A 21,485-nucleotide genomic window follows, 5' to 3' on the forward strand; every position below is an offset into this window, starting at 1 on the left:
GACTCAGTTGAACGGAGGTCGCCATGGCAGATGCATTCCTGTCCCACATCACGGACACACTCGCGCAGATCGAATCCGAGGGGCTGTATAAGCGCGAACGAATGATCACCTCGCCTCAGGGCGGTGAGATTACGGTTGGCGGCAAACGGGTGATCAACCTGTGCGCCAACAACTATCTGGGTCTTGCGGATCACCCCGCGCTGATCGAGGCCGCAACAAATGCGATGGGTCCGAAAGGATTCGGTATGGCCTCGGTCCGGTTCATCTGCGGGACGCAGGATATTCACCGTGAACTGGAACAGCGGTTGGCGAAGTTCCTGAACAAGGACGATGCGATCCTGTTTGCGGCCTGCTTTGATGCCAATGGCGGGCTGTTCGAACCGTTGCTGGGGCCTGAAGATGCCATCATTTCGGACAGTCTGAACCACGCCTCGATCATTGACGGGGTGCGGCTGTGCAAGGCCAAGCGCTATCGCTATCTGAACAATGACATGAACGACCTGGAAGCGTGGCTGAAGCAAGCGCGCGAGGATGGCGCGCGTCACATCATGATCGCAACCGATGGCGTGTTCTCGATGGATGGCTATCTGGCCAACCTGCCGAAAATTCGCGAACTGGCTGACAAATACGACGCCATCGTGATGGTCGATGATTGCCATGCAACGGGCTTCATGGGGCCGCGCGGTGCAGGAACACCGGATCACTTTGGTGTTGATGTCGACATTCTGACTGGAACTTTGGGCAAGGCACTTGGGGGGGCAATCGGCGGCTACATCGCCGGGCCGCAGCCAGTGATCGACCTGCTGCGGCAGCGGGCGCGGCCCTATCTTTTCTCGAACTCGCTGCCGCCATCCATCGTCGCCGCAGGGATTGAGGCGATCCGCCTGGTCGAAGAAGGCGACATTCTACGCGCGCAGTTGTTCGGAAACGCAAAGTACTGGCGTGCCGGTTTGGAAAAGCTTGGCTTTGACGTTTTGCCCGGCGAACATCCGATCATCCCTGTCATGCTGGGCGACGCGACGCTGGCACAAGAGATGGCCACCAAGCTGTTTGACGAGGGCGTGTATGTCTCGGGCTTCTTCTTTCCTGTTGTTCCCCGCGGGCAGGCGCGGATCAGAACACAGATGAACGCCGCCCTGACGCGGGACGAACTGGACCGCGCTCTGGCGGCCTTTGGCAAAGTCGGCAAGGAACTGGGGGTGATCTGATGCGACCCAACACGATGAAAGCGCTGGAAAAGTCGAAACCCGAAGAGGGGTTGTGGATGGTACAGGCCCCGGTCCCGGAAATCGGGCCGGATGAGGTGCTGATCAAGATCAACAAGACCGGAATTTGCGGTACCGACATTCACATCTGGAACTGGGATGAGTGGGCCTCTCACACCGTTCCGGTTCCGATGATCACTGGTCATGAGTTCGCTGGGGAAATCGTTGAGATTGGGCGCAACGTAACCGGCCTGAACGTTGGGCAGCGCTGTTCCGGCGAAGGGCATCTGATCGGCACTGAAAGCCGTCAAAGCCGCGCAGGCAAGTTTCACCTCGACCCCGGCACGCGCGGGATCGGGGTGAATGAACAGGGCGCGTTTGCGCAATACCTGAAACTGCCTGCCTTCAATGTTGTTCCCCTACCGGATGATATCCCGGATGAGATCGGGGCAATCCTTGATCCGCTGGGCAATGCGGTACACACCGCGTTAAGCTTCGATCTTCTGGGCGAAGATGTCCTGATCACCGGCGCAGGACCCATTGGCATCATGGCCGCCGCCGTTGCCCGCCATGCAGGTGCCCGTAACGTGGTGATTACCGACATAAACGCTGAACGATTGAAACTCTCGGAACATGTCGTGCCGTCGGTGCGGACCGTTGATGTTTCCAAACAAGATTTGCACGATGTCATCGCACAGCTAGGAATGAAAGAAGGCTTTGATGTGGGGCTTGAAATGTCCGGCTCACAAGCCGCGCTTGACCAGATGGTCGAAGCGCTTGTGATGGGTGGGAAAATCGCCTTGCTGGGGATACCGCCGGGGAAATCTCCAGTCGACTGGTCGCGTATCGTTTTCAAGGCGATCACAATCAAGGGTGTCTATGGTCGCGAAATGTTCGAGACCTGGTACAAGATGATCGCCATGCTGCAAAATGGCTTGGATGTGTCCCGCGTGATCACGCATCGCTTTGCGGTTGATGATTTCGCGGATGGTTTTGCCGCGATGAAATCCGGCCTCTCAGGCAAGGTTGTCCTTGACTGGACCTAACCCGCTGGAAAGTTACGAACTCAACGCCTAGACAGGTGCAAGGATCGCACAACGGAGGCATGAGATGGGCGAGAACAAAGACGATCGTCTGTTGCAAAGAGGTGTCGAAGACACTCTGATCACTGATTTCGCCGAGACACATCGCAAAAGCTATGGAGATTTTCTGCAACTCAAAACGCTGCTGAATCTGCAAAAGACCTTTCAGGACCCTGCGCAGCCGGACGAGATGCTGTTCATTATTATCCATCAGGTCAGCGAACTGTGGCTGAAACTGATGCACCACCAACTGGTCGAGGTGCGCCGTTTTCTGCAACAGGATGAATTTGGCCCAGCCATGAAAAACCTCGACCGAATCAAGGCCATTCAACGGCAGTTGATTGCGGCTTGGGAAACCCTGCTGACCATGACGCCTGCCGACTATATGACGTTTCGGCAGGCTCTTGGCAGCTCGTCAGGGTTTCAGAGCTACGGGTATCGGCAGATCGAATTCATTCTCGGCAACAAGGATGCCTCAACACTGAAGGTCCATACGCATGACCCAGAGGTGATGGAGATGCTGAATGCCGCACTGACCAAACCGTCGCTTTATGACGAGGTGTTGCACATGTTGGCCCGCCAAGGGTTCGATGTGCCCAAAGATCTGATCGAACGCGATTACGCCCAACCCTATTCCGGCGATTCGCGCGTGGTGCAAATTTGGGTGGAGGTGTTTCGAAACACTGAAAAATACTGGGATCTTTATGCTTTGGCCGAAAAGCTGATGGATGTGGAAAGTTTGTTTCAACGCTGGCGCTTTGACCATGCCACCGCGGTTGAGCGCGTGATCGGGATGCAACCTGGCACTGGTGGCTCAAGCGGCGTGGCCTTTTTGCGAAAGGCGCTAGAGCTGCGGTTTTTCCACGACCTTTACGACGTGCGTACGGAATTGATGTATAGCGGGCAGAACTAAGACATGTTGTATCGAGGATTTTCGCAATCCGATCTGGAGCGGGAGTACTCTCCCAGCACAATGATCGGCGGCGACCTGAGCCCCTATCTTGCCAGTTATCAGGCGCTGAGTGCTCAGGCGCGGGCCGACTTTCCGGTACGGGAAAGTCTGGCTTATGGTGACAGCCCCCTTCAAGTTTTGGATTTCTTTCCCGCTCGCGATGACAAGGCACCCCTGCACGTCTTCATTCACGGCGGGTACTGGCAGGCGCTCAGCCAGAATGAGTCGTCTCTGATGGCGCCGGGGCTGTTGGAACACGGGCAAGCTTTTGCGACTGTGAACTACACGCTGGCACCCGATGCCCGGATTGGCGACATGATCGACGAGTGCCGTGACGCGTTGTTGTGGCTGGCGGCCCAGGCTGAGGAGTTGGGGTTCGACCCGTCGCGGATCACCCTGTCAGGTCACAGTGCAGGCGCGCATCTGGCGGCGATGGTGATGGCAACCTCATCAGACGCCCTTGCCAAAGCGGGGCTCCGGGTGCGGGATGTGCTTCTGATCAGCGGCATATACGACCTGGAACCGATCAGCCTGATGTCGGTGAACGATCCGCTGCAATTGACACCGGTCGAGGTCAACGATCTGTCACCCATCCGCAATCTGCCCCGGCCCGGTCCTCGATACCATGTTTCGGTGGCCGAACGGGATACGGATGAGTTCATTCGCCAAAGCCGTGACTATGCCGAAAGGCTGCGAAAGTCCGGACACTCTGTCAGCTTTATGCTCGCGCAAGGAATGCATCATTTCGATATCATCATGCATTCAGCTACGTTTCTGCCCCAAACAAAATAAGCGCCTCGACAAATGAAAACAGCGGCCTAAGGGGGTCGCTGTTTTTCGTTTTCAACTTATGCCGGGTTAGTCCAGCGTGCGGGTGACTTCTTCGCGCTCGAAGATTTCGATCACGTCGCCTGCGCGAATGTCATCGTAGTTCTCGAATGCCATACCGCATTCCTGACCCGACTGAACCTCGGCCACTTCGTCCTTGAAACGCTTCAGTGTTTTCAGCGTGCCTTCGTGAATCACCACGTTGTCGCGCAGCAGGCGGACACCGGCGGAACGGCGCGCCACACCTTCGGTAACCAGACAGCCGGCAACCTTGCCAACGCCGGTGACCTTAAAGACTTCGCGGATTTCGGCGTAACCGATGAACTTCTCGCGAATCTCGGCGCTCAACAGACCCGATGCGGCAGCTTTCACGTCGTCCACCAGATCGTAGATAACCGAGTAATAGCGAATCTCGACACCTTTCTGGTTTGCCGTGTTCCGGGCAGACGCATTGGCCCGCACGTTGAAACCCAGGATCGGAGCACCCGAGGCCTCGGCAAGACCGACATCGGTTTCGGTGATTGCACCCACGCCCGAATGCAATACGCGCACGCGTACCTCGTCGTTGCCGATCTTCTCCATCGCCTGAACGATGGCCTCAGCCGAACCCTGCACGTCCGCTTTCATCAGAATCGGCAGTTCGGTGACGCTTTCGTCTTCCTTGGCCTTCTGCATCAGCTGCTCAAGGGTGGTAGCGGCACCGGCGGCAGCGCGTTTGTCCTTGGCGGCCTGCTCGCGGTAGGCGGCGATCTCGCGCGCCTGTGCTTCAGTCTCGGTCACGTTCAGAACGTCACCGGCTTCCGGTGTGCCATTGAGACCCAGAACCTCGACCGGAACCGAAGGACCCGCTTCCTGAACGCGTTCACCCTTGTCATTGATCAGCGCACGGACCTTACCGTACTGCTCACCCACAACAAAGATATCGCCCTGACGCAGCGTGCCGTTCTGAACCAGAACGGTCGCGACCGGACCACGGCCTACATCCAGCTGCGCCTCGATCACGGCACCCTGGGCTGCGCGATCGGGGTTGGCTTTCAGTTCCAGAATCTCGGCCTGCAATGCGATGGCTTCCAGCAGCTCGTCCAGACCCTGACCGGTGATGGCGGACACTTCTACGTCCTGAACCTCACCCGACATTTTCTCGACGATCACCTCGTGTTGCAACAGATCGGTGCGCACCTTGTCCGGATTTGCATCATGCTTGTCGATCTTGTTGATCGCCACGATCATCGGCACTTTGGCCGCCTTCGCGTGATTGATCGCCTCGATTGTCTGCGGCATGACCGCGTCATCGGCAGCGACAACCAGAACCACGATATCGGTCACCTGAGCACCGCGCGAGCGCATCGAGGTAAACGCCGCGTGGCCGGGTGTATCCAGGAATGTCAGCGTCGATCCACCATCGGTTTTCACCTGATAGGCACCGATATGCTGGGTGATGCCACCGGCCTCACCAGCCACAACGCGCGCATCGCGGATTGCATCCAGCAGCGATGTTTTCCCGTGGTCGACGTGACCCATGATGGTGATGACGGGCGGACGAGGCTTCAGATCGTCTTCGCTGTCTTCGACCTCTTTGATGACGTCCTCAACATCCGAATCAGAGACGCGTGTGACCTTATGGCCAAACTCTTCGATGATCAGTTCGGCAGTATCAGCGTCGATGGTCTGGTTTTGCGTGACCATCATACCCATCTGCATCAACGATTTGACCACGTCAGCCACACGCTCGGCCATACGGTTGGCCAGTTCCGAGACCATGATCGCCTCAGGCAGTTGTACGTCGCGGATCACCTTTTCACGCTCGACCGAACCGCCCATGGCTTTCTGACGGGCGCGTTCCTGCTTGCGCTTCATCGCTGCCATCGACCGCTGGCGGCTGCCTTCGTCACCAGTGGCCTGACCCAGTGTCAGCTTGCCTGAACGACGGTTGTCTTCGCGGCCCTTGCCACGACCGCGCTGTTCGCGTTCGCGATCCTGCTTGCGAGGCGCAGCTGCAGGCGCAGGTTTGCTGGCCGGGCTGCGTGCAGCTTTGGCTTCTTCAGGGGCCGGCGAAGCGACAGCAGCAACAGCAGCACGCTTAGCTTCTTCTTCAGCCTCCACGCGCTTGCGCTCTTCATCTTCGGCTTTCTGACGGGCGCGCTCTTCGGCTTCACGCTGCTCGCGCTCTTTCGCTTCCTGTTCCGCACGGCGGCGCACACGTTCTTCTTCGCGTGCCTTTTCAGCGGCTTCGCGTTCAGCGGCCTCTTCGACCTCGCGGGCCTTGGCAGCCTGCAAAGCTTTCATACGGCGCGCCATTTCCGCGTCGGAAATACCTGCGGGACGACGCGACGGATCACCCGAAGGGGCGGCACCGCCACCCGGCTTTGCCGCGCCCGGCTTGGGGACCACCACGCGCTTGCGTTTGGTTTCCACCACGACATTCTTGGTGCGTCCGTGGCTGAAACTCTGTTTCACATTTCCGGGGCGTGCCCCGCCACGAAGACCCAATGTCTTTTTGCCGTCACTATCGCTCATAAAGCTTCTTACCCTTCCGCGCGGCCCTTGCCGCCGTCATCCGTTTCGCGCAAGCCACGCAGGCGCTGCGCTTCCTCTACAACACGTTTGGCGAGTCCGCCAGAGGCCAAGGCCGCATGAATCACCGTTTGGCGCCCAAATGCTTGCCCTAATTCGTCTGCCGTCAGCCAACCGATGTATTTTCCTAAGTGCGGCGTACTGAGCTTCGACTTGCCGCGCCCCGAACCATCAGTGGCCTGAATCAGCACCTGAGCCTCTTCCCGGTCCAGCCATGACTTGACCTTTTCATACCCGGCAACCGCGTCGCCGGACTTGCGCGCCAGACTGAGCAACTCAATCACACGGCGCGCGATCTGTTTTTCAACCTCTGCCGTCAGGTCCTGAGGCACGGTCACCTGTGCCTTGAACCCCCGCGCAAACAGTTTCTTGCCAATGGCCTTGTCCAGCGCGGCACGATCCGCCGCCACATAAACGCCCCGCCCCGGCAACTTTGCCGCGACATCCGGAAAGACCTGACCGTCCGGCCCCGTCACAAAGCGGATCAAGCCATATTTTGGCTGAACCTCGCCTGTGGCGATGCACTTGCGTTCGGGTCCGTCAGACCGATCCTTATGGACGCCACCGCGACCCATACGCGCCACCCGAGACCTGAGATCAGGCCTCGACCTCCTCGTCTGCTGCGTCGCCGTCGATGTCTTCTTCTGCCTGCTCCAGCTCGGCCGGATCAACCCAACCCAACAGGATACGCGCAGTCATGACCATGTCTTGTGCTTCTTCGAGCGTGACGCCAAAGGGCTCCAGCACGCCATCATCCTTGACGCGTTCACCGTCAACTGTGGTCCAGCCACCGGCCAGTTCCCAGTCTGCACAGGTTGCGAAGTCTTCCAGCGTCTTCACATCGTCCTTGGCCAGAGCCTCTACCATCTGGGGTGTCAGGCCTTCGAATTCAATGAGGCTGTCCTCGGCACCCAGTGCGCGCGCGGCATCCAGAGCGGCTTTGGCCTGGGCTTCAAGGAATTCACGCGCCCGAGTCTGAAGTTCCTGCGCGGTACCTTCGTCGACGCCATCAATGACCAGAAGTTCATCAATCTCGACATAGGCAACTTCTTCGAGATTGGTGAAGCCTTCGGACACCAGCAGCTGCGCAAAGAATTCGTCCAGATCCAGACTGTCCATGAACAGCTTGGTACGAGATTCGAATTCCTTCTGACGGCGTGCTGATTCTTCAGCTTCGGTCATGATGTCGATGTCCAGGCCGGTCAGTTGGCTTGCCAGACGGACGTTCTGACCGCGACGACCGATTGCAAGAGACAGTTGCTCTTCAGGAACCACAACCTCGATCTTGCCTGCTTCTTCGTCCAGAACAACCTTCGAAACCTCGGCAGGTTGCAACGCGTTAACCAGGAAGGTCGGTTGGTCTTCGTTCCACGGGATGATGTCAATCTTCTCACCCTGCAGTTCGTTCACAACGGCCTGTACGCGGCTGCCGCGCATACCAACGCAAGCGCCAACGGGATCAATCGAGCCGTCATAGGAAATTACGGCGATCTTGGCGCGTGAACCTGGGTCACGGGCCACGGCCTTGACCTCGATGATACCGTCATAGATTTCCGGTACTTCCATCTTGAACAGCTCGGCCATGAATTCCGGAGCGGTACGCGACAGGAAGATCTGGTGGCCACGCACTTCGCGGCGGACTTCCTTGATATACGCGCGCACACGATCATTCGGGCGATAGCTTTCGCGCCCAATCTTGTCGTTGCGGCGCAGAACGGCCTCGGCACCGCCCAGATCGACGATAACATTGCCGAATTCTTCGCGCTTGACGGCACCGTTGATGATGGTGCCCGCACGATCCTTGAATTCCTCATACTGACGATCACGCTCGGCTTCGCGGACTTTTTGCAGGATCACTTGCTTGGCGGACTGCGCCGCGATCCGGCCCATTTCGACCGGCGGTACTTCTTCAACAAAAACGTCACCGACCTGCGGGTCTTCCATGTACTGTTTGGCCTGTTCGACGGTGAATTCGGCCTGATAGTTCTCAAGCTCGTCATCCTCGACCACGGTGCGCACACGGGTGAATGTCGCCTTGCCGGTCTTGCGGTCGATCGACACGCGAATGTCCATCTCGGCGCCGTAGCGGCTCTTGGCAGCGCGGGCGAGCGATTCCTCCATCGCTTCGACAACCAGACCGGGGTCGATCATCTTTTCGCGGGCCACGGCCTCGGCAGTCTGCAGCAGCTCCAGCTGGTTGGCTGAGGTAATTGCCATCAGTTCGTCTCCTCTTCGGACCCTTCGGTCTCAATCTCGTCGAAAGCTTTTTCGTTCAGGGCGCCTGCATCTTTGCGCTGGCGCAGCATTTCTTTGATCAGATCATCGGTCAGGACCAGCTTGGCATCACTCAGCCAGTCGAATTGCAGGCCGATTGTGATCGTCTCGGACCCTTCGGGAATATTGATCAGAACCTCTTCCCCTTCGATCCCGGCCAGTTCCCCTTTGAACCGGCGGCGGCCATCGATCAGTTCAGAGGTTTCGATCTTGGCCTCATACCCCTCAAAAGTCTCAAAATCCTTGAGGCGCGTCAGGGGGCGGTCGATACCGGGGCTGGACACCTCAAGCGTATAGGCGTCGAGGATCGGGTCCTCCACATCCAGGGTGGCGCTGACCGCATTCGAAATCTCGGCGCAGTCATCCACTTCGATGCCGCCTTCAGGTTTGTCAGCCATGATTTGCAGCGTGGTCTGCTTGCCACTCATCAGCCGGACACGGACCAGCTCATACCCCAGGTCTTCGATCACCGGGGTGATGATCTCGGCAAGTCGCCGGTCGATGGCAGCTTTGGCTATTAGTTCGTTTGTCATCAGGTTCTCTACCCTGTCAATCGGGCACAAAAAAACGGGCGCGCGGCCCGTCGAATTTTCCGGTGGAGCCTTGGACCGGAAGTCCAACGCGCCGCTGTTGAAACTGCATATACGCAGGATGATCCGAGTCTGCAACCCCCGACAGAAGTATCACCCGGAATTACACGATCCACCACCGTTCAGCGATACGACCGTCGTCCAGAACCGTGCGTCCGGCAATCTGCCGCGGCAATCCCACCGTCCCAGAAACGGCCAGTGCCATATCGGTCTCGGAAGGATGGAAGCGAAGACCGCGCGTACTGCGGATCTCGGACGGATCTGGGAAAGCCGCAATATCGACGTAGCCATCGCGCAATGCCTCGGCGCGGACACGGGCATCGGGAATAACGATCACTTCGAATGCATCGACCCAACCGGCCTGACCGTCCTTGTAATGTCCCGAAACACGGCGACCCAGGAAATGTCGCCCGTCTTCGGCGCGCTCGACACGGTAGCAACCCGTACCGTTGGCCCTGTGTAGCGGCGTGACGCCTTCGCCATTGCGGGCAATGACAAAACGACTTTCCGCCAAAAGGAATGGAAGGCCCGGATTTGCCTCGGCCAGTTCCAGCCGCAAACGGTTGGCGGTCAATGCCTCGGTATACCCGACTTCGGCCAATACGGTCGCAACGTCTGAGATGTCCAAAGGCGCGCCGTCGTGGAACACCGCATCATTGCGCAGATCAAAGCTCCAGACCCTCGCATCGGCGTCGGTTTGCCAGCCCGTCGCAAGCTCGCCCCGCAAAGTGCCATCCGGGGCGATCTCGGTCAGCGTGTCGAAAACAGCACCGCGCGCCACCTGCTCAAGACTGTCGTCGCGCGGCACGGCCAATCGCAGCGTTCCGCCTTTCTCGGGTCTGTCCGCCAGAGACGCGCCTGTCGCGGCAAGCAGCGCGGCGGCGGCACCCGAAGCAAACAAGGCACGGCGGTCGATGCGTGTCATGCCAAACCCTCCGCCACGCGATCCATGATCCGGATCAGTTCTGCGCTGATCCCGGGTTCAGAAAGCGCATGACCGGCCTGACGTACCATCTTGATCTCGGCATTCGGCCAGCGTTCGCTTAGCGACCAGGCGGCCTGCGGCGGGCAAATCATGTCGTATCGCCCCTGCACGATGTGACCCGGGATATGAGCGATCCGGTCCATTTGATCTAGGATCTGCCCATCCTTTTCCAGAAACACCTTATTGTAGAAATAGTGATTCTCGAGCCGCGCAAATGTACGGGCGTATTCGCCGGGACTTTCGCCCACTGATCCGTTCGTATGGATCGATGCCAGCGCATTTTCCCAGTGCGACCATGCCCGCGCATACAGGGTCTCGGTCGCGCGGTCCCCCGAGAACAGGCGTTTGTTATAGGCGGTGATGGTGTCCTTCAGCTCGGCCTCGGGCAAAAGCGCGGTGAATTTCTGCCACTGCTCCGGCCAGAAACGCCCCACTCCGCCGCCATAAAACCAGTCAAGTTCAGCCTGAGTTGCCAGAAACACGCCCCGCAGCACCAAACGGCTGACCCTGTCGGGATGCGACTGCGCGTAGATCAAGGCAAGGGTCGCGCCCCAGCTGCCGCCAAAAGCTATCCATTCATCAATCTCGAGCAGGTCCCGCAACCGTTCAATGTCGGCCACCAAATGCCATGTCGTGTTGTTTTCAACCGAAGCCGTGGGGCGAGACCGGCCACACCCACGCTGATCAAATAGAATCACCCGGTAGACACGCGGATCAAAGTAGCGGCGCATTGCAGGGCTGCAACCGCCACCCGGACCGCCATGCAGGATCAGCACCGGTATGCCTTCGGGATTACCGCATTGTTCCACATAGATACGGTGCCCGTCGCCCATATCGACCATACGCTGGTCGAACGGGTCGATCGGCGGGTACAGATATTGAACTGCGCGCTTTTGGTCCGGGTACTTGTCCATTATGGCCCTATATAGTCCTTAAGCGTAAAAGAGCATACGGAGACAGGAATGCAAGCGCATCCGAACACGGTGGATCCATCCGAGATCGCAAAATTCGAAGCGATGGCGGCGGAATGGTGGGATCCTCATGGGAAATTCAAACCCTTGCACATGCTGAATCCTTGCCGTTTGGATTATATCACACAGCAGATCGCCGGTGAATTCGACCGCGATCTGAAAGTGCGGAAACCGTTCGAAGGTCTGCGCCTGTTGGATATCGGTTGTGGCGGTGGTCTGCTGAGCGAACCGATGGCGCGTCTGGGGGCCGAGGTCGTCGGGGCCGATGCCGCCGGAGGCAACCTGCCTGTTGCGCGTATCCATGCCGAGCAGTCCGGTTTGCAGATCGACTATCGCCACACCACAGCCGAAGACATGGCCGCCGCGGGTGAGCAGTTCGACGTGGTCCTGAACATGGAAGTGGTCGAGCATGTGGCCGACCCGGCGGGTTTCCTGACCGCCTCGCAGCAGTTGCTCAGGCCCGGCGGGCTGCTGATCTGCTCAACCATCAACCGCAACCCGAAATCTTATGCGATGGCTATTTTCGGGGCCGAGGTGGTAATGCGCTGGCTGCCGCGCGGCACGCATGAGTGGAACAAGTTCATCACCCCTGACGAGTTGTTCGACCTGCTGCGCCAAGCGGGGGTCGAGCCGGTGGACCGCAAAGGTTTCGTGTTCAACCCGATCCTGTGGAGCTGGTCGATTTCGGACCGGGATTTAAGCGTGAACTATGTGACGGCGAGTGTGAAACCGGGCTGAGGGTTATTCCCCTTCCAGCTGCTTTCTCAGATCGCGCAGCACCGGCAGTGTCGAACGAACACGGTCGTCCCCCAACTCTCCGACCACGCGGTTGATCAACGGGGCAATCGCGGAAATCGCCTGATCCCGCGCGCGTTTACCGGCGGGGCTGATCGCCACCATCTTGCGGCGGGCATCGTCCCAATCGGGTCGGATGTGGATGTACCCGGCCCATTCCAGCTTGGCCAAGGTGTTTGTCATCGCGCCGCGGGTGACGTGGAACGTGTTGGCCAGCTGCGCCGGGCTGCGCTCATCCGCGACAAAAGCCAGGTGGTTCAGAACCGAGAAATGCGAGATTTCCATGCCCTTGGGCAGCACGCGGCTAAGCCGGTTCCGCAATAGCTGGTCGGCGGTCAGGATCTCGCTGAACAGCGTGACCGCTAAGGCATTGGTGTCGTCTGTCATTGTTCCGTTCTGTCAGGGTCCGTCGAAGGATCGGCGGTGGTGCAGTGAAGGGACACGTCGGCGTGCCTCAGTTACAGAACTATCATCCAAATCGAAAATGTGAATGCCTGGATCGGTCCCTGCGTCGATCAGCACCTTTCCCCACGGGTCGACGACCATGCTGTGACCGTGAGTATAACGTGTTTTGCCACCGGTTTTCGGGTGTTCCCCTGTCTGGGCCGGGGCCAGCACCCAGCACCCGGTTTCGATTGCGCGTGCGCGCAGCAAGGCTTCCCAATGCGCGGCGCCCGTGACCGGTGAGAACGCAGCCGGGACGGTCAGAATGCGCGCGCCCGCCTGCGCCAGTGCCGCGTGCAAGTATGGAAAGCGGATATCGTAACAGATCGTCAGACCAACCTTGCCGAAATCCGTTTCGGCGATAACCGCTTTTTCGCCTGGGCGGTAATTCTTTGATTCGCGGAACGTCTCGGTCTCGGTGACCTGCACATCGAACATATGGATCTTGTCATACCGCGCCACGATCTGACCTTGCGGTCCGATCATAAAGCAGCGGTTGGCAAAACGACCGTCATTGTCATGAGTCTTGAGCCCCAACGAGCCGATCAGAAGCCATACACCCAGATCAGCAGCCTGTTCGCGCAGGCCCGCCAAGGTGATGTCATCTTCTTCATGTTGTAAAACCGCGCGCTGCCGTGTGGTGCTGGTCGAAACGCAATTCGTAACCTCTGGCGTCAGAACAAAGCGGGCGCCCTGTTCTGCCGCTTCAGCCATCAGGCCTCGTACCATCCCGAGGTTTTCAGCCGGATCGTCCGACGAGGTGACTTGCAGCAGCGCGGTTTTCATCAGGCCGCAAGCAGACGGTCAAGCTTGCCCTGACGCTCCAACTCGTACAAATCATCGCAACCGCCGACATGCGTGGTGCCGATGAAAATCTGCGGGACCGTGCGTTTGCCTCCGGCACGTTGAATCATTTCAGGTTTGCGTTTGGGGTGCATCAGCACGTCGATTTCCTTGAACTCAACACCTTTCTGCTTCAGAAGGCGTTTGGCTGCATGACAATACCCGCACAGTGGCGATGTATAGATCTCTACCGACTTCATTTTCCGTTCCCTTCGGATTTCGCGCAATCTTGGGCGAATTAGGCATTCTTAGCAACGCGCGCCAGAGCCAACACAAAAATATGATTTGCCCCCGCCGCCTGACAGACCCGAGTGCATGTGGCCAGTGTTGCCCCGGACGTCATCACGTCGTCTACCAGCAAGACGTTCCGGCCAGTTAGATGGCGGGCATTTCGGGGTTGAAGGCATATCGCGTCTTCCAAGATCTGTGCCCGCTCGGCTGCTGTTTTGCCGTCCAGCACCGGCGTCTTTTTTTTGCGAATCAACAAATCGGGCACGCATTTCAATCCTGTCTCACGCCCCAGGTTCTGCGCCAAGAGAGCTGACTGGTTGTATCGCCTTTTGAGCAAGCGTGACCAATGCAGAGGAACCGGAGCAATCACCATACCCGCTCGCAGCAATGGGCGCCCTGCCTGCGCCATCCACTGCGCGGCAGGGCGGGCCAGTTCGGGCTGATCACCATGTTTCAACGCCAGGATCAGTGACCGCGCCTTGCCGTCATACAAAAGCGCGGCGCGGCCTGCCCTCCAGGGGCGCGCGGTCTTCAGGCAATCATCGCACTCGGTCCGAAACTCGTCCTGCCCTCCGATCAGGGGCAGACCGCAACTTTCACAGACCGTGCCGCCAATGAATGGCGTTTCCCGCCAGCACGGGCCACACAGGCCAAAATCGGACTCGGTCAGGTCGCCGCACCCCATGCAACGTGGTGGATAAATCAGCGCAAGTGCGGTTTGAATCCGTTGCGCGATACGATACTTGCCAGTTATGAAACTGCCCGAACCCACTGCATCCTCACTTTTTGACCGTGCCGCCATTCTGCGTCATCGCAACCGCGTGCAGGATGACGCCCTTTTTCTGCACCGCGTCGCGATGGACGAGGTTCAGGATCGGCTCTCCATGGTTAACAAAACCTTTACGGCGGCAGCGATCGTGACGGCCTACCCACAGCTTTGGACGGACGCTTTTCCCGAAGCCTCGATCGTTGCGGATAACGACGTGCTGGCACTGCAACCCGGCGCACATGATCTGGTGATCCACGCCATGACACTGCATTGTGCAAACGATCCGGTAGGTCAGTTGATCCAATGCCACCGCGCGCTTAAGCCCGATGGGTTGTTGCTGATTGTTTGTCTGGGCGGCGAAACGCTGCACGAATTGCGCGCGGCGTTGGGTCAGGCCGAGATTGACGTTACCGGTGGCCTCAGCCCCCGCATCGCTCCAATGGCCGAGCTGCGGGACATGGGCGGTTTGTTGCAGCGGGCCGGTCTGGCCTTGCCCGTCGCAGACTCGGTGACACTCACGGCTGAGTACCGTGACATCTGGCACCTGATGCACGATCTGCGGAATATGGGTGAGGCCAATGCGTTATCCGCGCGCCTGAAACACCCGACCAAACGCGCAGTATTTGAAACCGCGCAAAACGTCTACGCGACTCATTTCACCACGGGGTCCGGGCGCCTGGCAGCCACGTTCGAACTGATCTGCCTGACGGGATGGGCCCCCCACGACAGTCAACCAAAGCCACTGCGTCCCGGGTCGGCGCAAACACGTTTGGCTGACGCCTTGCGCACCGACGAGGGCAAACTGCCCGATTGACGCGCGACCAAATCCCCTTATTTCAGGCCCTAACGCAAGAAATTCAGGAAGCCTCATATGTTTGATGCCACGCGACCCGCTCATGCTCCTACGGATCACCCCAAGATCAGGATGGGGCGCGTCGGCATATTGCTGGCCAATCTGGGCACGCCGGACGATTACACCTATTGGCCGATGCGTCGGTATCTGAATGAGTTTTTGTCGGATCAGCGCGTCATCGATTATCCGAAGTGGAAATGGCAGCCGATTCTGCAGGCGATCATCCTGACTAAACGGCCATTCAGTTCCGGCGAGGCATACAAATCAATCTGGAATCAGGAAAAGGGCGAAAGCCCGCTGATGACCATCACCAAGGACCAGACTGCCAAGCTGAGCCAGGCCATGCACGCACGATACGGTGATCAGGTCATGGTCGATTTCTGTATGCGTTACGGCAACCCGTCGACCAAATCCAAAGTGCGCGAGATGGTAGCGGCAGGGTGCGATCGCATCTTGTTCTTTCCGCTTTACCCTCAATACGCTGGCGCAACGACGGCCACCGCCAACGACCAGTTCTTTCGCGCGCTGATGGACGAAGCCTGGCAGCCCGCCACGCGAACCGTTCCGGCCTATTTCGATGAACCTATTTATATCGATGCGCTGGCACAGTCAGTTGAACGTGCATACGAGGCTATGGAAACAAAACCCGACATTCTGGTCTGCTCATATCATGGGATGCCCGAGCGGTATTTGCAGCAGGGCGATCCCTATCACTGTCAGTGTGCTAAAACGACGAGGCTGTTAAAGGAGCGATTGGGCTGGGCGGATGATCAATTGGTATCGACCTTCCAGTCGCGCTTTGGCCCCGAAGAATGGTTGAAACCTTACACTGTGGATCACGTGGCCGACCTGGCGAAGCAAGGCAAAAAGAACATTGCTGTTATTGCCCCGGCGTTTTCTGCGGACTGCATCGAAACGCTGGAAGAGATTAACGAAGAAATCAAAGAGAGCTTCGAAGAAGCAGGCGGCGAGACGTTTACCTATATTCCATGCCTTAACGATGACGATGCCCATATCACAGCACTTGGAAAGGTGATCGAAGACAATCTGCGCGGGTGGCTGGCGTAAAGCGTTTCCAGAACACAAGCCAAATCTCTTATGAGAACGTCAGGCTCGGCTTGATACTGGCGCGTCAGTATCCCTTCGGCGCGCAACAGGCTTGAAGACCTGTTGGAATTAAAAAAGGCGGTGGATTGCTCCACCGCCTTTTTCATGAATTCCGTGTCGGATTAGCTTGCAGCAACAGCAGCAGCAACAACGACCAGCAGGATCAGCGGCAGCAGAATGCCCTGCGACGAACCCTGAGTTTCTTCAACAACAACTGGTGCTTCAACAACCGGCTCATTCAGGTTGCCAGCATATGCAGTCGAAGCTGCTGCAGTCAGAGCTGCGGCGAGAACGAGTTTCTTCATATTAACCTCCAGAATTTGCACGGTTCCAATATCCGGAGCCGCACATCTAAGACTTACCTCGTAGTTTTTTCTAATCAGCATTAGAGCGGGAATGCAATTGCAACTTGACCTGTAAGCGGCTTCGCACACAAAAATGTCGTCATATTAGCAACACTTGCGTGCCAACCTTTGCCATCGAAAACAGCTCGGCGATGTCTTCGTTGAAAAGGCCGATGCATCCATTCGACGATCTGCGACCAATTTTACGCGTATCATGGGTGCCGTGAATGCGATAGTACTTCCAGCTCAGGTATAAAGCGTGTGTTCCCAATGGGTTATCAGGACCCGGAGGAATATAGTCCGGCCATTCCGGATTTCGCTTTTTCATCGACGGCGTCGGAGACCAGCTCGGGCCTTCGACCTTGCGGATCACACTGGTGCGCCCGCGCCGGGTAAGGTCTTCGGTCAGCGGAACCGACGACGGGTACAATTTGTACACCGATTGATCATCCGACCAATAATGCAGCGCTCTTGAGACGGTATCGACCAATATGGCGCCATTTCTGGTGTTCGAGAAATACGGTTGCCAATCCAATGCCCGGAACCCGGATACGTTGCGGCGAACCGCTGGTTCACTCTCGGGCGCGGGACGTAGCGGGTCGCCTGGGATATACTGCGCCAGTGCCGGTGTCGCCAGAGTGGCGGTAGCCCCTGCTAGAAATCCCCTGCGGGTAGGCGAAAGAATGCGCTTTTTTACCATGACAACGGGTCCTGTGTTTTGGTGAAGTCTGAAATCAGAGGCATTCTATGGCCAGAATGCTTCAGTCGCAAACCAAACCGGCAGAATCACGCAAGTTGTGGCCATTGCGCGTTTGCTCAGAACAAGCAGGCACGCTATGCCCTGTTGTGATACAATAATCAGGTCGAACATGACGCGCATCGTTTCTTTACTGTTGATTTGCTTTGTCGCGCTTGCGGCATGTACCAACACTGGCTCAACCACCCTGGGATCTGATGGTCGCCCATTGCCGACCGTATATAAGATCCGCGGCAATCCGGAAAAGCTGCAGTTCCGCATGCTTGATTCGGTCAATGCCTTGCGTCAGGCCCAGGGATTGCAGCCCGTACAGCTGAACGCGCAGCTGAACGCAGCGGCGGCGACTCATTCGAAGGATATGTCGCGGCAGAACCGGCCCTGGCACTTTGGTTCAGACGGTTCATCACCGATCGACCGGGCAGCGCGTGTTGGCTATTTCGGCACGTTTCTGGGGGAAGCCATTTCCGAAACTTACGAGACCGAGACTGAAACGCTTGCCGCCTGGATGCAGGAACCCGGACCGAGGGCTGTCATAATGGACGCCAAGGCCACCCAAATGGGATTCGCCTGGCATCAGGAAGGCGGTGGTAAAATCTGGTGGACGCTGGAAATGGGAACCGGCGGCTGATCCGGCCAAACGGAAAGAAAAAAGCCCCCGGTTTTCGGGGGCTTTTTTGTTAATCAGGCGGCTTGCATAGACTGCGCCTCGGTCAGGATTGCATAGAGCTTTACCGGATCAGGGTTCGCCCGGAGCTTGGTGCAAACCGAAGTATCCCGTAATGTGCGAGACACTAGAGCCAGAGCTTTGAGGTGATCAACGCCCGCCTCTTCCGGTGCAAACAGCGCGAAGGCAATGTCCACAGGCTGGCGATCAACCGAACCGAAATCGATCGGCTTCTCAAGCATGACAAAAACACCTGACACCGAATCAAGATCGGGCAGGCGCGCATGTGGCAACGCCACACCATGGCCGACACCGGTCGGTCCAAGGCTTTCCCGCTCCAGCAGGAAATCAACCGCTTCCTGAGGATCGATACCCAGCGTCGCCGCGGCGACGTCACCGATTTCCTGAAACAGCCGCTTCTTGCTGGAAGCCGCGGACAAAACACGCACCGCTTCGGGCTTCAGTATGCTCGAAAGCTCCATGATCACGCTCCATGGCACGCACCCGCATCAGCGGGCGCGGCCCCGTATCCTTGCCTGTTACGGATCAATCCAGCCGATATTACCGTCATCGCGACGATAAACGACATTCAATCCGTCCTTGTTTTCATTTCTGAACACCAGTACTGGCGCACCGGCAAGTTCCATTTGCATAACGGCCTCTCCGACGCTCAAAGATGGGATTTTTGTTTCCATCTCGGCCACAATCATTGGCTGAAGCGATTCGGGTTCATCGGCCGACTCCGATTCGTTAGAAGCGAGGATATAAGAGGACGCCCCAAAGAGTTCAACCGGTTCGACCCGATCCTTGTGGTGGTCCTTCAGGCGACGCTTGTAACGACGCAACTGTTTTTCCATTTTATCACAGCATGCCTCAAATGCCGCGTAGATCTCGGTTGCATGGGCTTTGGCCTGAGCCGTCAGGCCAGTGGACAGGTGCACTGTTGTCTCGCATACATATTCATGCGCCGAACGGGAAAAGACGACGTTTGCATCCGTAGGCCGCTGCGCATATTTGCCCACGACCTCATTCAGTTCGGTCTGCACGTGTGTCTGCAACGCCGCACCGATGTCGATCTGTTTTCCGCTGATTTGGTAACGCATGTGATCTCCTTCACAATTCACACCCATTCTGACGCCGCGAAACGCGACGAGCTTGTTTTTATCGGGTGGGGGGTCGAGACATTTTCCGCGGTTGCCTTGTTTCCAGCCCTTCGAAGAAGGGACATCGAGATCCAGACTGGAGCCGGGTAAATGCCATAAGCCAATTGAGGCAAGAGACGAGGGAAGAGTCAATCAAAACAGATGTGTATATACGCGATTTCCGCCATGCAATTGGCACAACTCCGCGCAAGATTATGAAATGCGGAAATTCTCGCCCAGATAGACGCGGCGCACATTCTCGTTTTCGACAACCTCATCAGGTGTGCCGGACATCAAAACCTGACCGTCATGCAGGATATAGGCCCGGTCGACAATTTCCAGCGTTTCCCTGACGTTGTGATCGGTGATCAGCACACCAATACCGCGTTTTTTCAGATCCGCGACCAGATGGCGAATATCCCCGACACTGATCGGGTCAACGCCTGCAAACGGTTCATCCAGCAGCAGGTATTTGGGGTCTGCGGCCAAACAGCGCGCGATCTCGACCCGGCGGCGCTCGCCGCCTGACAACGCCAATGCCGGGGCCCGGCGCAAGTGTTCGATCGAGAAGTCCGACAGCAGCTCTTCCAAACGCTCTTTGCGCTTATGCGCATGAGAGACCGTGATATCCAGAACGGCAGCAATGTTGTCCTCGACGCTCATGCCGCGAAAGATCGACATCTCCTGCGGTAGATAGCCGATCCCCATCCGCGCCCGCCGGTACATCGGCAAAGTAGTCACATTCTGGCCGTCTATCGTGACTTTTCCCGCCTCGGGGAATACAAGTCCCGCAACTGAATAAAACGTTGTGGTCTTACCTGACCCGTTCGGCCCCAGCAGCGCTACCACTTCGGACCGGCCCAACGTCATCGAGACATCGCGGATCACCGTCTTTTTTTTGTAGGACTTCCGCAATTTCTCGATGCGCAGCCCGGAACTGCCCTCGGTCAGTTTCAGGTCGGGACGCGCCATCAGTTGTTTCCCTGCTGCAAGATCGTTTTGACCCGCCCGGTCATGGTCGCAGTACCCGTAGTCAGGTTGGCGTTCATCTGATCGCCACTGATGATGCTGGGGCCCTGTGTCAGCAGGACATTGCCCTTCATGACAATCTCACCCGAACCGATCTTGTATTCAGCCCAGTCGCCTTCCGCTGCATCCGGCGGGCTGACCAGAACCACATTCTCGGTCGCTTCCATTCGCTCGATCGCCGAGCGTTCCTGATTGTAGATAACCAGCACGCGTTCGGCTGTCAGGCGCATTTCACCCTGCACGACGATAACGTTCCCGATGAACTCGGCCGATCCGTCCTCTTGATTGACGTTCAGGGTTTCCGATGTCACCTCGACTGGCAGGCTCGGATCGGCATTCGCGGACCCAAAAGCCACCTGCGCCTCCTGCGCGATCACGGGCGCGGCGCCCGCGATCAACGCGAGGCACAAAGGAACAAATCGAAAATCGAACACAAGTTATCTTTCTGCTTTTTCAGGCTCGTATACCAGCTTCACACCATCTGTAAAAACAATATGGACTGGCCCGTCCGTTTTTTCAGTGCCAAAGGTCATACGCCCCGCAGAAAAGTTACCGATCGGACCGGTTCCGTTCACCTGCCCCGGCGTGTCGCCCCGGACTTCATCCAACGAGGTATTGAGCAGATCCGTCGTAACCTTGAGACCATCCGCCGTGGTGATGACCACGTCACCAACAAAGGTTGCTGTTCCACTATCCGGACGGATCTGGCCGGAATTCGAATCCAGGGAAATTGTGCCGCCATTGAGCAGCCCAAAGCGGCCGCGAAACTCGGACGCGGTCGGAACCGACGCCTCGGTGCCCTGCCTGGCTTGCACAGCCTCGATATGCACGGTCTCTCCCTTGCGGGTCGTTCCGCGGTAATCCGGCCGCGTTACCACCTGTTGTTCCAGTCTCTCATCAATGTCTTTCTGCGCGAAGGGCACGGATACGTTTGTTTCGATGCTGCGGGACAGCAAGAATACCGTGGACAACATCACAATAGCCGCGAGCGGCAACAGCACCTTAAGGAACTGCACCATGCGGGAATATCTGTCCACTTCAGCCTC

At 57.6% G+C, this 21,485-nt stretch carries 25 protein-coding genes; 8 read left to right on the top strand and 17 right to left on the bottom strand.

The features are described from left to right. The first annotated feature begins 23 nt into the window (after nucleotides 1-23). The 4 genes from AC2FLU_RS03955 to AC2FLU_RS03970 all read left to right on the top strand — a co-directional run bounded on the left by AC2FLU_RS03955 (nucleotide 24) and on the right by AC2FLU_RS03970 (nucleotide 4,031). Complete coding sequence (locus AC2FLU_RS03955) at nucleotides 24-1,208, top strand: glycine C-acetyltransferase (protein ID WP_480606558.1); 1,185 nt, start codon at nucleotides 24-26, stop codon at nucleotides 1,206-1,208. A gap of 14 nt (nucleotides 1,209-1,222) precedes the next feature. Beyond that, the gene (tdh, locus tag AC2FLU_RS03960; protein WP_480476882.1) at nucleotides 1,223-2,251 is read left to right on the top strand and encodes an L-threonine 3-dehydrogenase; all 1,029 of its coding nucleotides are present in this window, start codon (nucleotides 1,223-1,225) and stop codon (nucleotides 2,249-2,251) included. Between the two features lie 64 nt (nucleotides 2,252-2,315). Continuing rightward, nucleotides 2,316-3,200 (top strand): tryptophan 2,3-dioxygenase, encoded by an 885-nt coding sequence (locus AC2FLU_RS03965; RefSeq protein ID WP_480494561.1) that lies wholly within the window; start codon nucleotides 2,316-2,318, stop codon nucleotides 3,198-3,200. A 3-nt stretch (nucleotides 3,201-3,203) separates the two neighbouring features. Then, the gene (locus AC2FLU_RS03970; RefSeq protein WP_480555260.1) at nucleotides 3,204-4,031 is read left to right on the top strand and encodes an alpha/beta hydrolase; all 828 of its coding nucleotides are present in this window, start codon (nucleotides 3,204-3,206) and stop codon (nucleotides 4,029-4,031) included. 66 nt (nucleotides 4,032-4,097) lie between these two features. Here AC2FLU_RS03970 and infB read toward each other — a convergent pair whose 3' ends face one another. The 6 genes from infB to pip all read right to left on the bottom strand — a co-directional run bounded on the left by infB (nucleotide 4,098) and on the right by pip (nucleotide 11,404). Beyond that, nucleotides 4,098-6,584 (bottom strand): translation initiation factor IF-2, encoded by a 2,487-nt coding sequence (gene infB / locus AC2FLU_RS03975; RefSeq protein ID WP_480555262.1) that lies wholly within the window; start codon nucleotides 6,582-6,584, stop codon nucleotides 4,098-4,100. A gap of 8 nt (nucleotides 6,585-6,592) precedes the next feature. Further along, complete coding sequence (locus tag AC2FLU_RS03980) at nucleotides 6,593-7,216, bottom strand: RNA-binding protein (protein WP_480474799.1); 624 nt, start codon at nucleotides 7,214-7,216, stop codon at nucleotides 6,593-6,595. A 22-nt stretch (nucleotides 7,217-7,238) separates the two neighbouring features. Beyond that, nucleotides 7,239-8,858, bottom strand: coding sequence for a transcription termination factor NusA (nusA, locus tag AC2FLU_RS03985; protein ID WP_480474797.1), 1,620 nt, complete (start codon nucleotides 8,856-8,858; stop codon nucleotides 7,239-7,241). Further along, nucleotides 8,858-9,448 carry a ribosome maturation factor RimP gene (gene rimP / locus AC2FLU_RS03990; RefSeq protein WP_480519998.1) on the bottom strand — a complete coding sequence of 197 codons (591 nt, stop codon included), beginning with the start codon at nucleotides 9,446-9,448 and terminating at the stop codon, nucleotides 8,858-8,860. Before rimP ends, nusA begins: the two co-directional genes overlap by 1 nt. Before the next feature lie 160 nt (nucleotides 9,449-9,608). Then, nucleotides 9,609-10,430, bottom strand: a complete 822-nt coding sequence (locus tag AC2FLU_RS03995) for an ABC transporter substrate-binding protein (protein ID WP_480555267.1) — start codon at nucleotides 10,428-10,430, stop codon at nucleotides 9,609-9,611. Continuing rightward, the gene (gene pip, locus AC2FLU_RS04000; protein ID WP_480474792.1) at nucleotides 10,427-11,404 is read right to left on the bottom strand and encodes a prolyl aminopeptidase; all 978 of its coding nucleotides are present in this window, start codon (nucleotides 11,402-11,404) and stop codon (nucleotides 10,427-10,429) included. The genes AC2FLU_RS03995 and pip overlap by 4 nt, the downstream gene beginning before the upstream one ends. Nucleotides 11,405-11,452: 48 nt before the next feature. On the opposite strand from pip, the gene ubiG reads away from it, so the two are divergent. Further along, nucleotides 11,453-12,199 carry a bifunctional 2-polyprenyl-6-hydroxyphenol methylase/3-demethylubiquinol 3-O-methyltransferase UbiG gene (gene ubiG, locus AC2FLU_RS04005; protein WP_496808983.1) on the top strand — a complete coding sequence of 249 codons (747 nt, stop codon included), beginning with the start codon at nucleotides 11,453-11,455 and terminating at the stop codon, nucleotides 12,197-12,199. 3 nt (nucleotides 12,200-12,202) lie between these two features. On the opposite strand, the gene AC2FLU_RS04010 is transcribed toward ubiG, so the two are convergent. From AC2FLU_RS04010 to AC2FLU_RS04025, 4 genes are read right to left on the bottom strand one after another with little or no spacing between them, the layout of a single operon-like run. After that, on the bottom strand, nucleotides 12,203-12,643 hold the full coding sequence (locus AC2FLU_RS04010) for a MarR family winged helix-turn-helix transcriptional regulator (RefSeq protein ID WP_496808982.1): 441 nt from the start codon (nucleotides 12,641-12,643) through the stop codon (nucleotides 12,203-12,205). Nucleotides 12,644-12,655: 12 nt separating this feature from the next. Next, nucleotides 12,656-13,486, bottom strand: a complete 831-nt coding sequence (locus AC2FLU_RS04015) for a carbon-nitrogen hydrolase family protein (protein ID WP_496808981.1) — start codon at nucleotides 13,484-13,486, stop codon at nucleotides 12,656-12,658. Then, nucleotides 13,486-13,743: a glutaredoxin 3 gene (grxC, locus tag AC2FLU_RS04020; RefSeq protein WP_480474786.1), complete on the bottom strand. Its 258-nt coding sequence runs from the start codon at nucleotides 13,741-13,743 to the stop codon at nucleotides 13,486-13,488. Before grxC ends, AC2FLU_RS04015 begins: the two co-directional genes overlap by 1 nt. A 38-nt stretch (nucleotides 13,744-13,781) precedes the next feature. Then, complete coding sequence (locus AC2FLU_RS04025; RefSeq protein WP_496715555.1) at nucleotides 13,782-14,546, bottom strand: double zinc ribbon domain-containing protein; 765 nt, start codon at nucleotides 14,544-14,546, stop codon at nucleotides 13,782-13,784. Here AC2FLU_RS04025 and AC2FLU_RS04030 point away from each other — a divergent pair. Together AC2FLU_RS04030 and hemH are read left to right on the top strand one after the other, a co-directional pair. Further along, nucleotides 14,527-15,357 carry a methyltransferase domain-containing protein gene (locus AC2FLU_RS04030; protein ID WP_496715556.1) on the top strand — a complete coding sequence of 277 codons (831 nt, stop codon included), beginning with the start codon at nucleotides 14,527-14,529 and terminating at the stop codon, nucleotides 15,355-15,357. The two genes, AC2FLU_RS04025 and AC2FLU_RS04030, sit on opposite strands and share 20 nt — an antisense overlap. 57 nt (nucleotides 15,358-15,414) lie before the next feature. Then, nucleotides 15,415-16,464: a ferrochelatase gene (hemH, locus tag AC2FLU_RS04035; RefSeq protein ID WP_480555271.1), complete on the top strand. Its 1,050-nt coding sequence runs from the start codon at nucleotides 15,415-15,417 to the stop codon at nucleotides 16,462-16,464. Between the two features lie 161 nt (nucleotides 16,465-16,625). On the opposite strand, the gene AC2FLU_RS04040 is transcribed toward hemH, so the two are convergent. Together AC2FLU_RS04040 and AC2FLU_RS04045 are read right to left on the bottom strand one after the other, a co-directional pair. Beyond that, on the bottom strand, nucleotides 16,626-16,808 hold the full coding sequence (locus tag AC2FLU_RS04040; RefSeq protein WP_480474781.1) for a hypothetical protein: 183 nt from the start codon (nucleotides 16,806-16,808) through the stop codon (nucleotides 16,626-16,628). A gap of 139 nt (nucleotides 16,809-16,947) precedes the next feature. Continuing rightward, entirely contained in the window at nucleotides 16,948-17,547 is a 600-nt protein-coding gene (locus AC2FLU_RS04045; protein ID WP_480474779.1) for a L,D-transpeptidase, read from the bottom strand. A gap of 169 nt (nucleotides 17,548-17,716) precedes the next feature. Between AC2FLU_RS04045 and dalA the strand changes: the two genes are divergently transcribed. Next, nucleotides 17,717-18,232 carry a divisome-associated lipoprotein DalA gene (gene dalA / locus AC2FLU_RS04050; protein WP_209507204.1) on the top strand — a complete coding sequence of 172 codons (516 nt, stop codon included), beginning with the start codon at nucleotides 17,717-17,719 and terminating at the stop codon, nucleotides 18,230-18,232. Nucleotides 18,233-18,285: 53 nt separating this feature from the next. Here the strand turns inward: dalA and AC2FLU_RS04055 are convergent, their stop codons facing one another. From AC2FLU_RS04055 to lptC, 5 genes are all read right to left on the bottom strand, one after another. Then, nucleotides 18,286-18,750 (bottom strand): PTS sugar transporter subunit IIA, encoded by a 465-nt coding sequence (locus AC2FLU_RS04055; protein ID WP_267363095.1) that lies wholly within the window; start codon nucleotides 18,748-18,750, stop codon nucleotides 18,286-18,288. 57 nt (nucleotides 18,751-18,807) lie between these two features. Beyond that, nucleotides 18,808-19,371 carry a ribosome hibernation-promoting factor, HPF/YfiA family gene (hpf, locus tag AC2FLU_RS04060; RefSeq protein WP_480474777.1) on the bottom strand — a complete coding sequence of 188 codons (564 nt, stop codon included), beginning with the start codon at nucleotides 19,369-19,371 and terminating at the stop codon, nucleotides 18,808-18,810. Between the two features lie 252 nt (nucleotides 19,372-19,623). Continuing rightward, a complete protein-coding gene (gene lptB / locus AC2FLU_RS04065) occupies nucleotides 19,624-20,382 on the bottom strand; it encodes an LPS export ABC transporter ATP-binding protein (protein WP_480474775.1) in 759 nt (252 codons plus the stop codon). Further along, entirely contained in the window at nucleotides 20,382-20,873 is a 492-nt protein-coding gene (locus tag AC2FLU_RS04070) for an LptA/OstA family protein (RefSeq protein ID WP_480555273.1), read from the bottom strand. The genes lptB and AC2FLU_RS04070 overlap by 1 nt, the downstream gene beginning before the upstream one ends. 3 nt (nucleotides 20,874-20,876) lie before the next feature. After that, on the bottom strand, nucleotides 20,877-21,476 hold the full coding sequence (gene lptC / locus AC2FLU_RS04075; RefSeq protein ID WP_480520011.1) for an LPS export ABC transporter periplasmic protein LptC: 600 nt from the start codon (nucleotides 21,474-21,476) through the stop codon (nucleotides 20,877-20,879). Between the last annotated feature and the right edge of the window lie 9 nt (nucleotides 21,477-21,485).

Source organism: Ruegeria sp. SAZD013, from assembly GCF_059612525.1.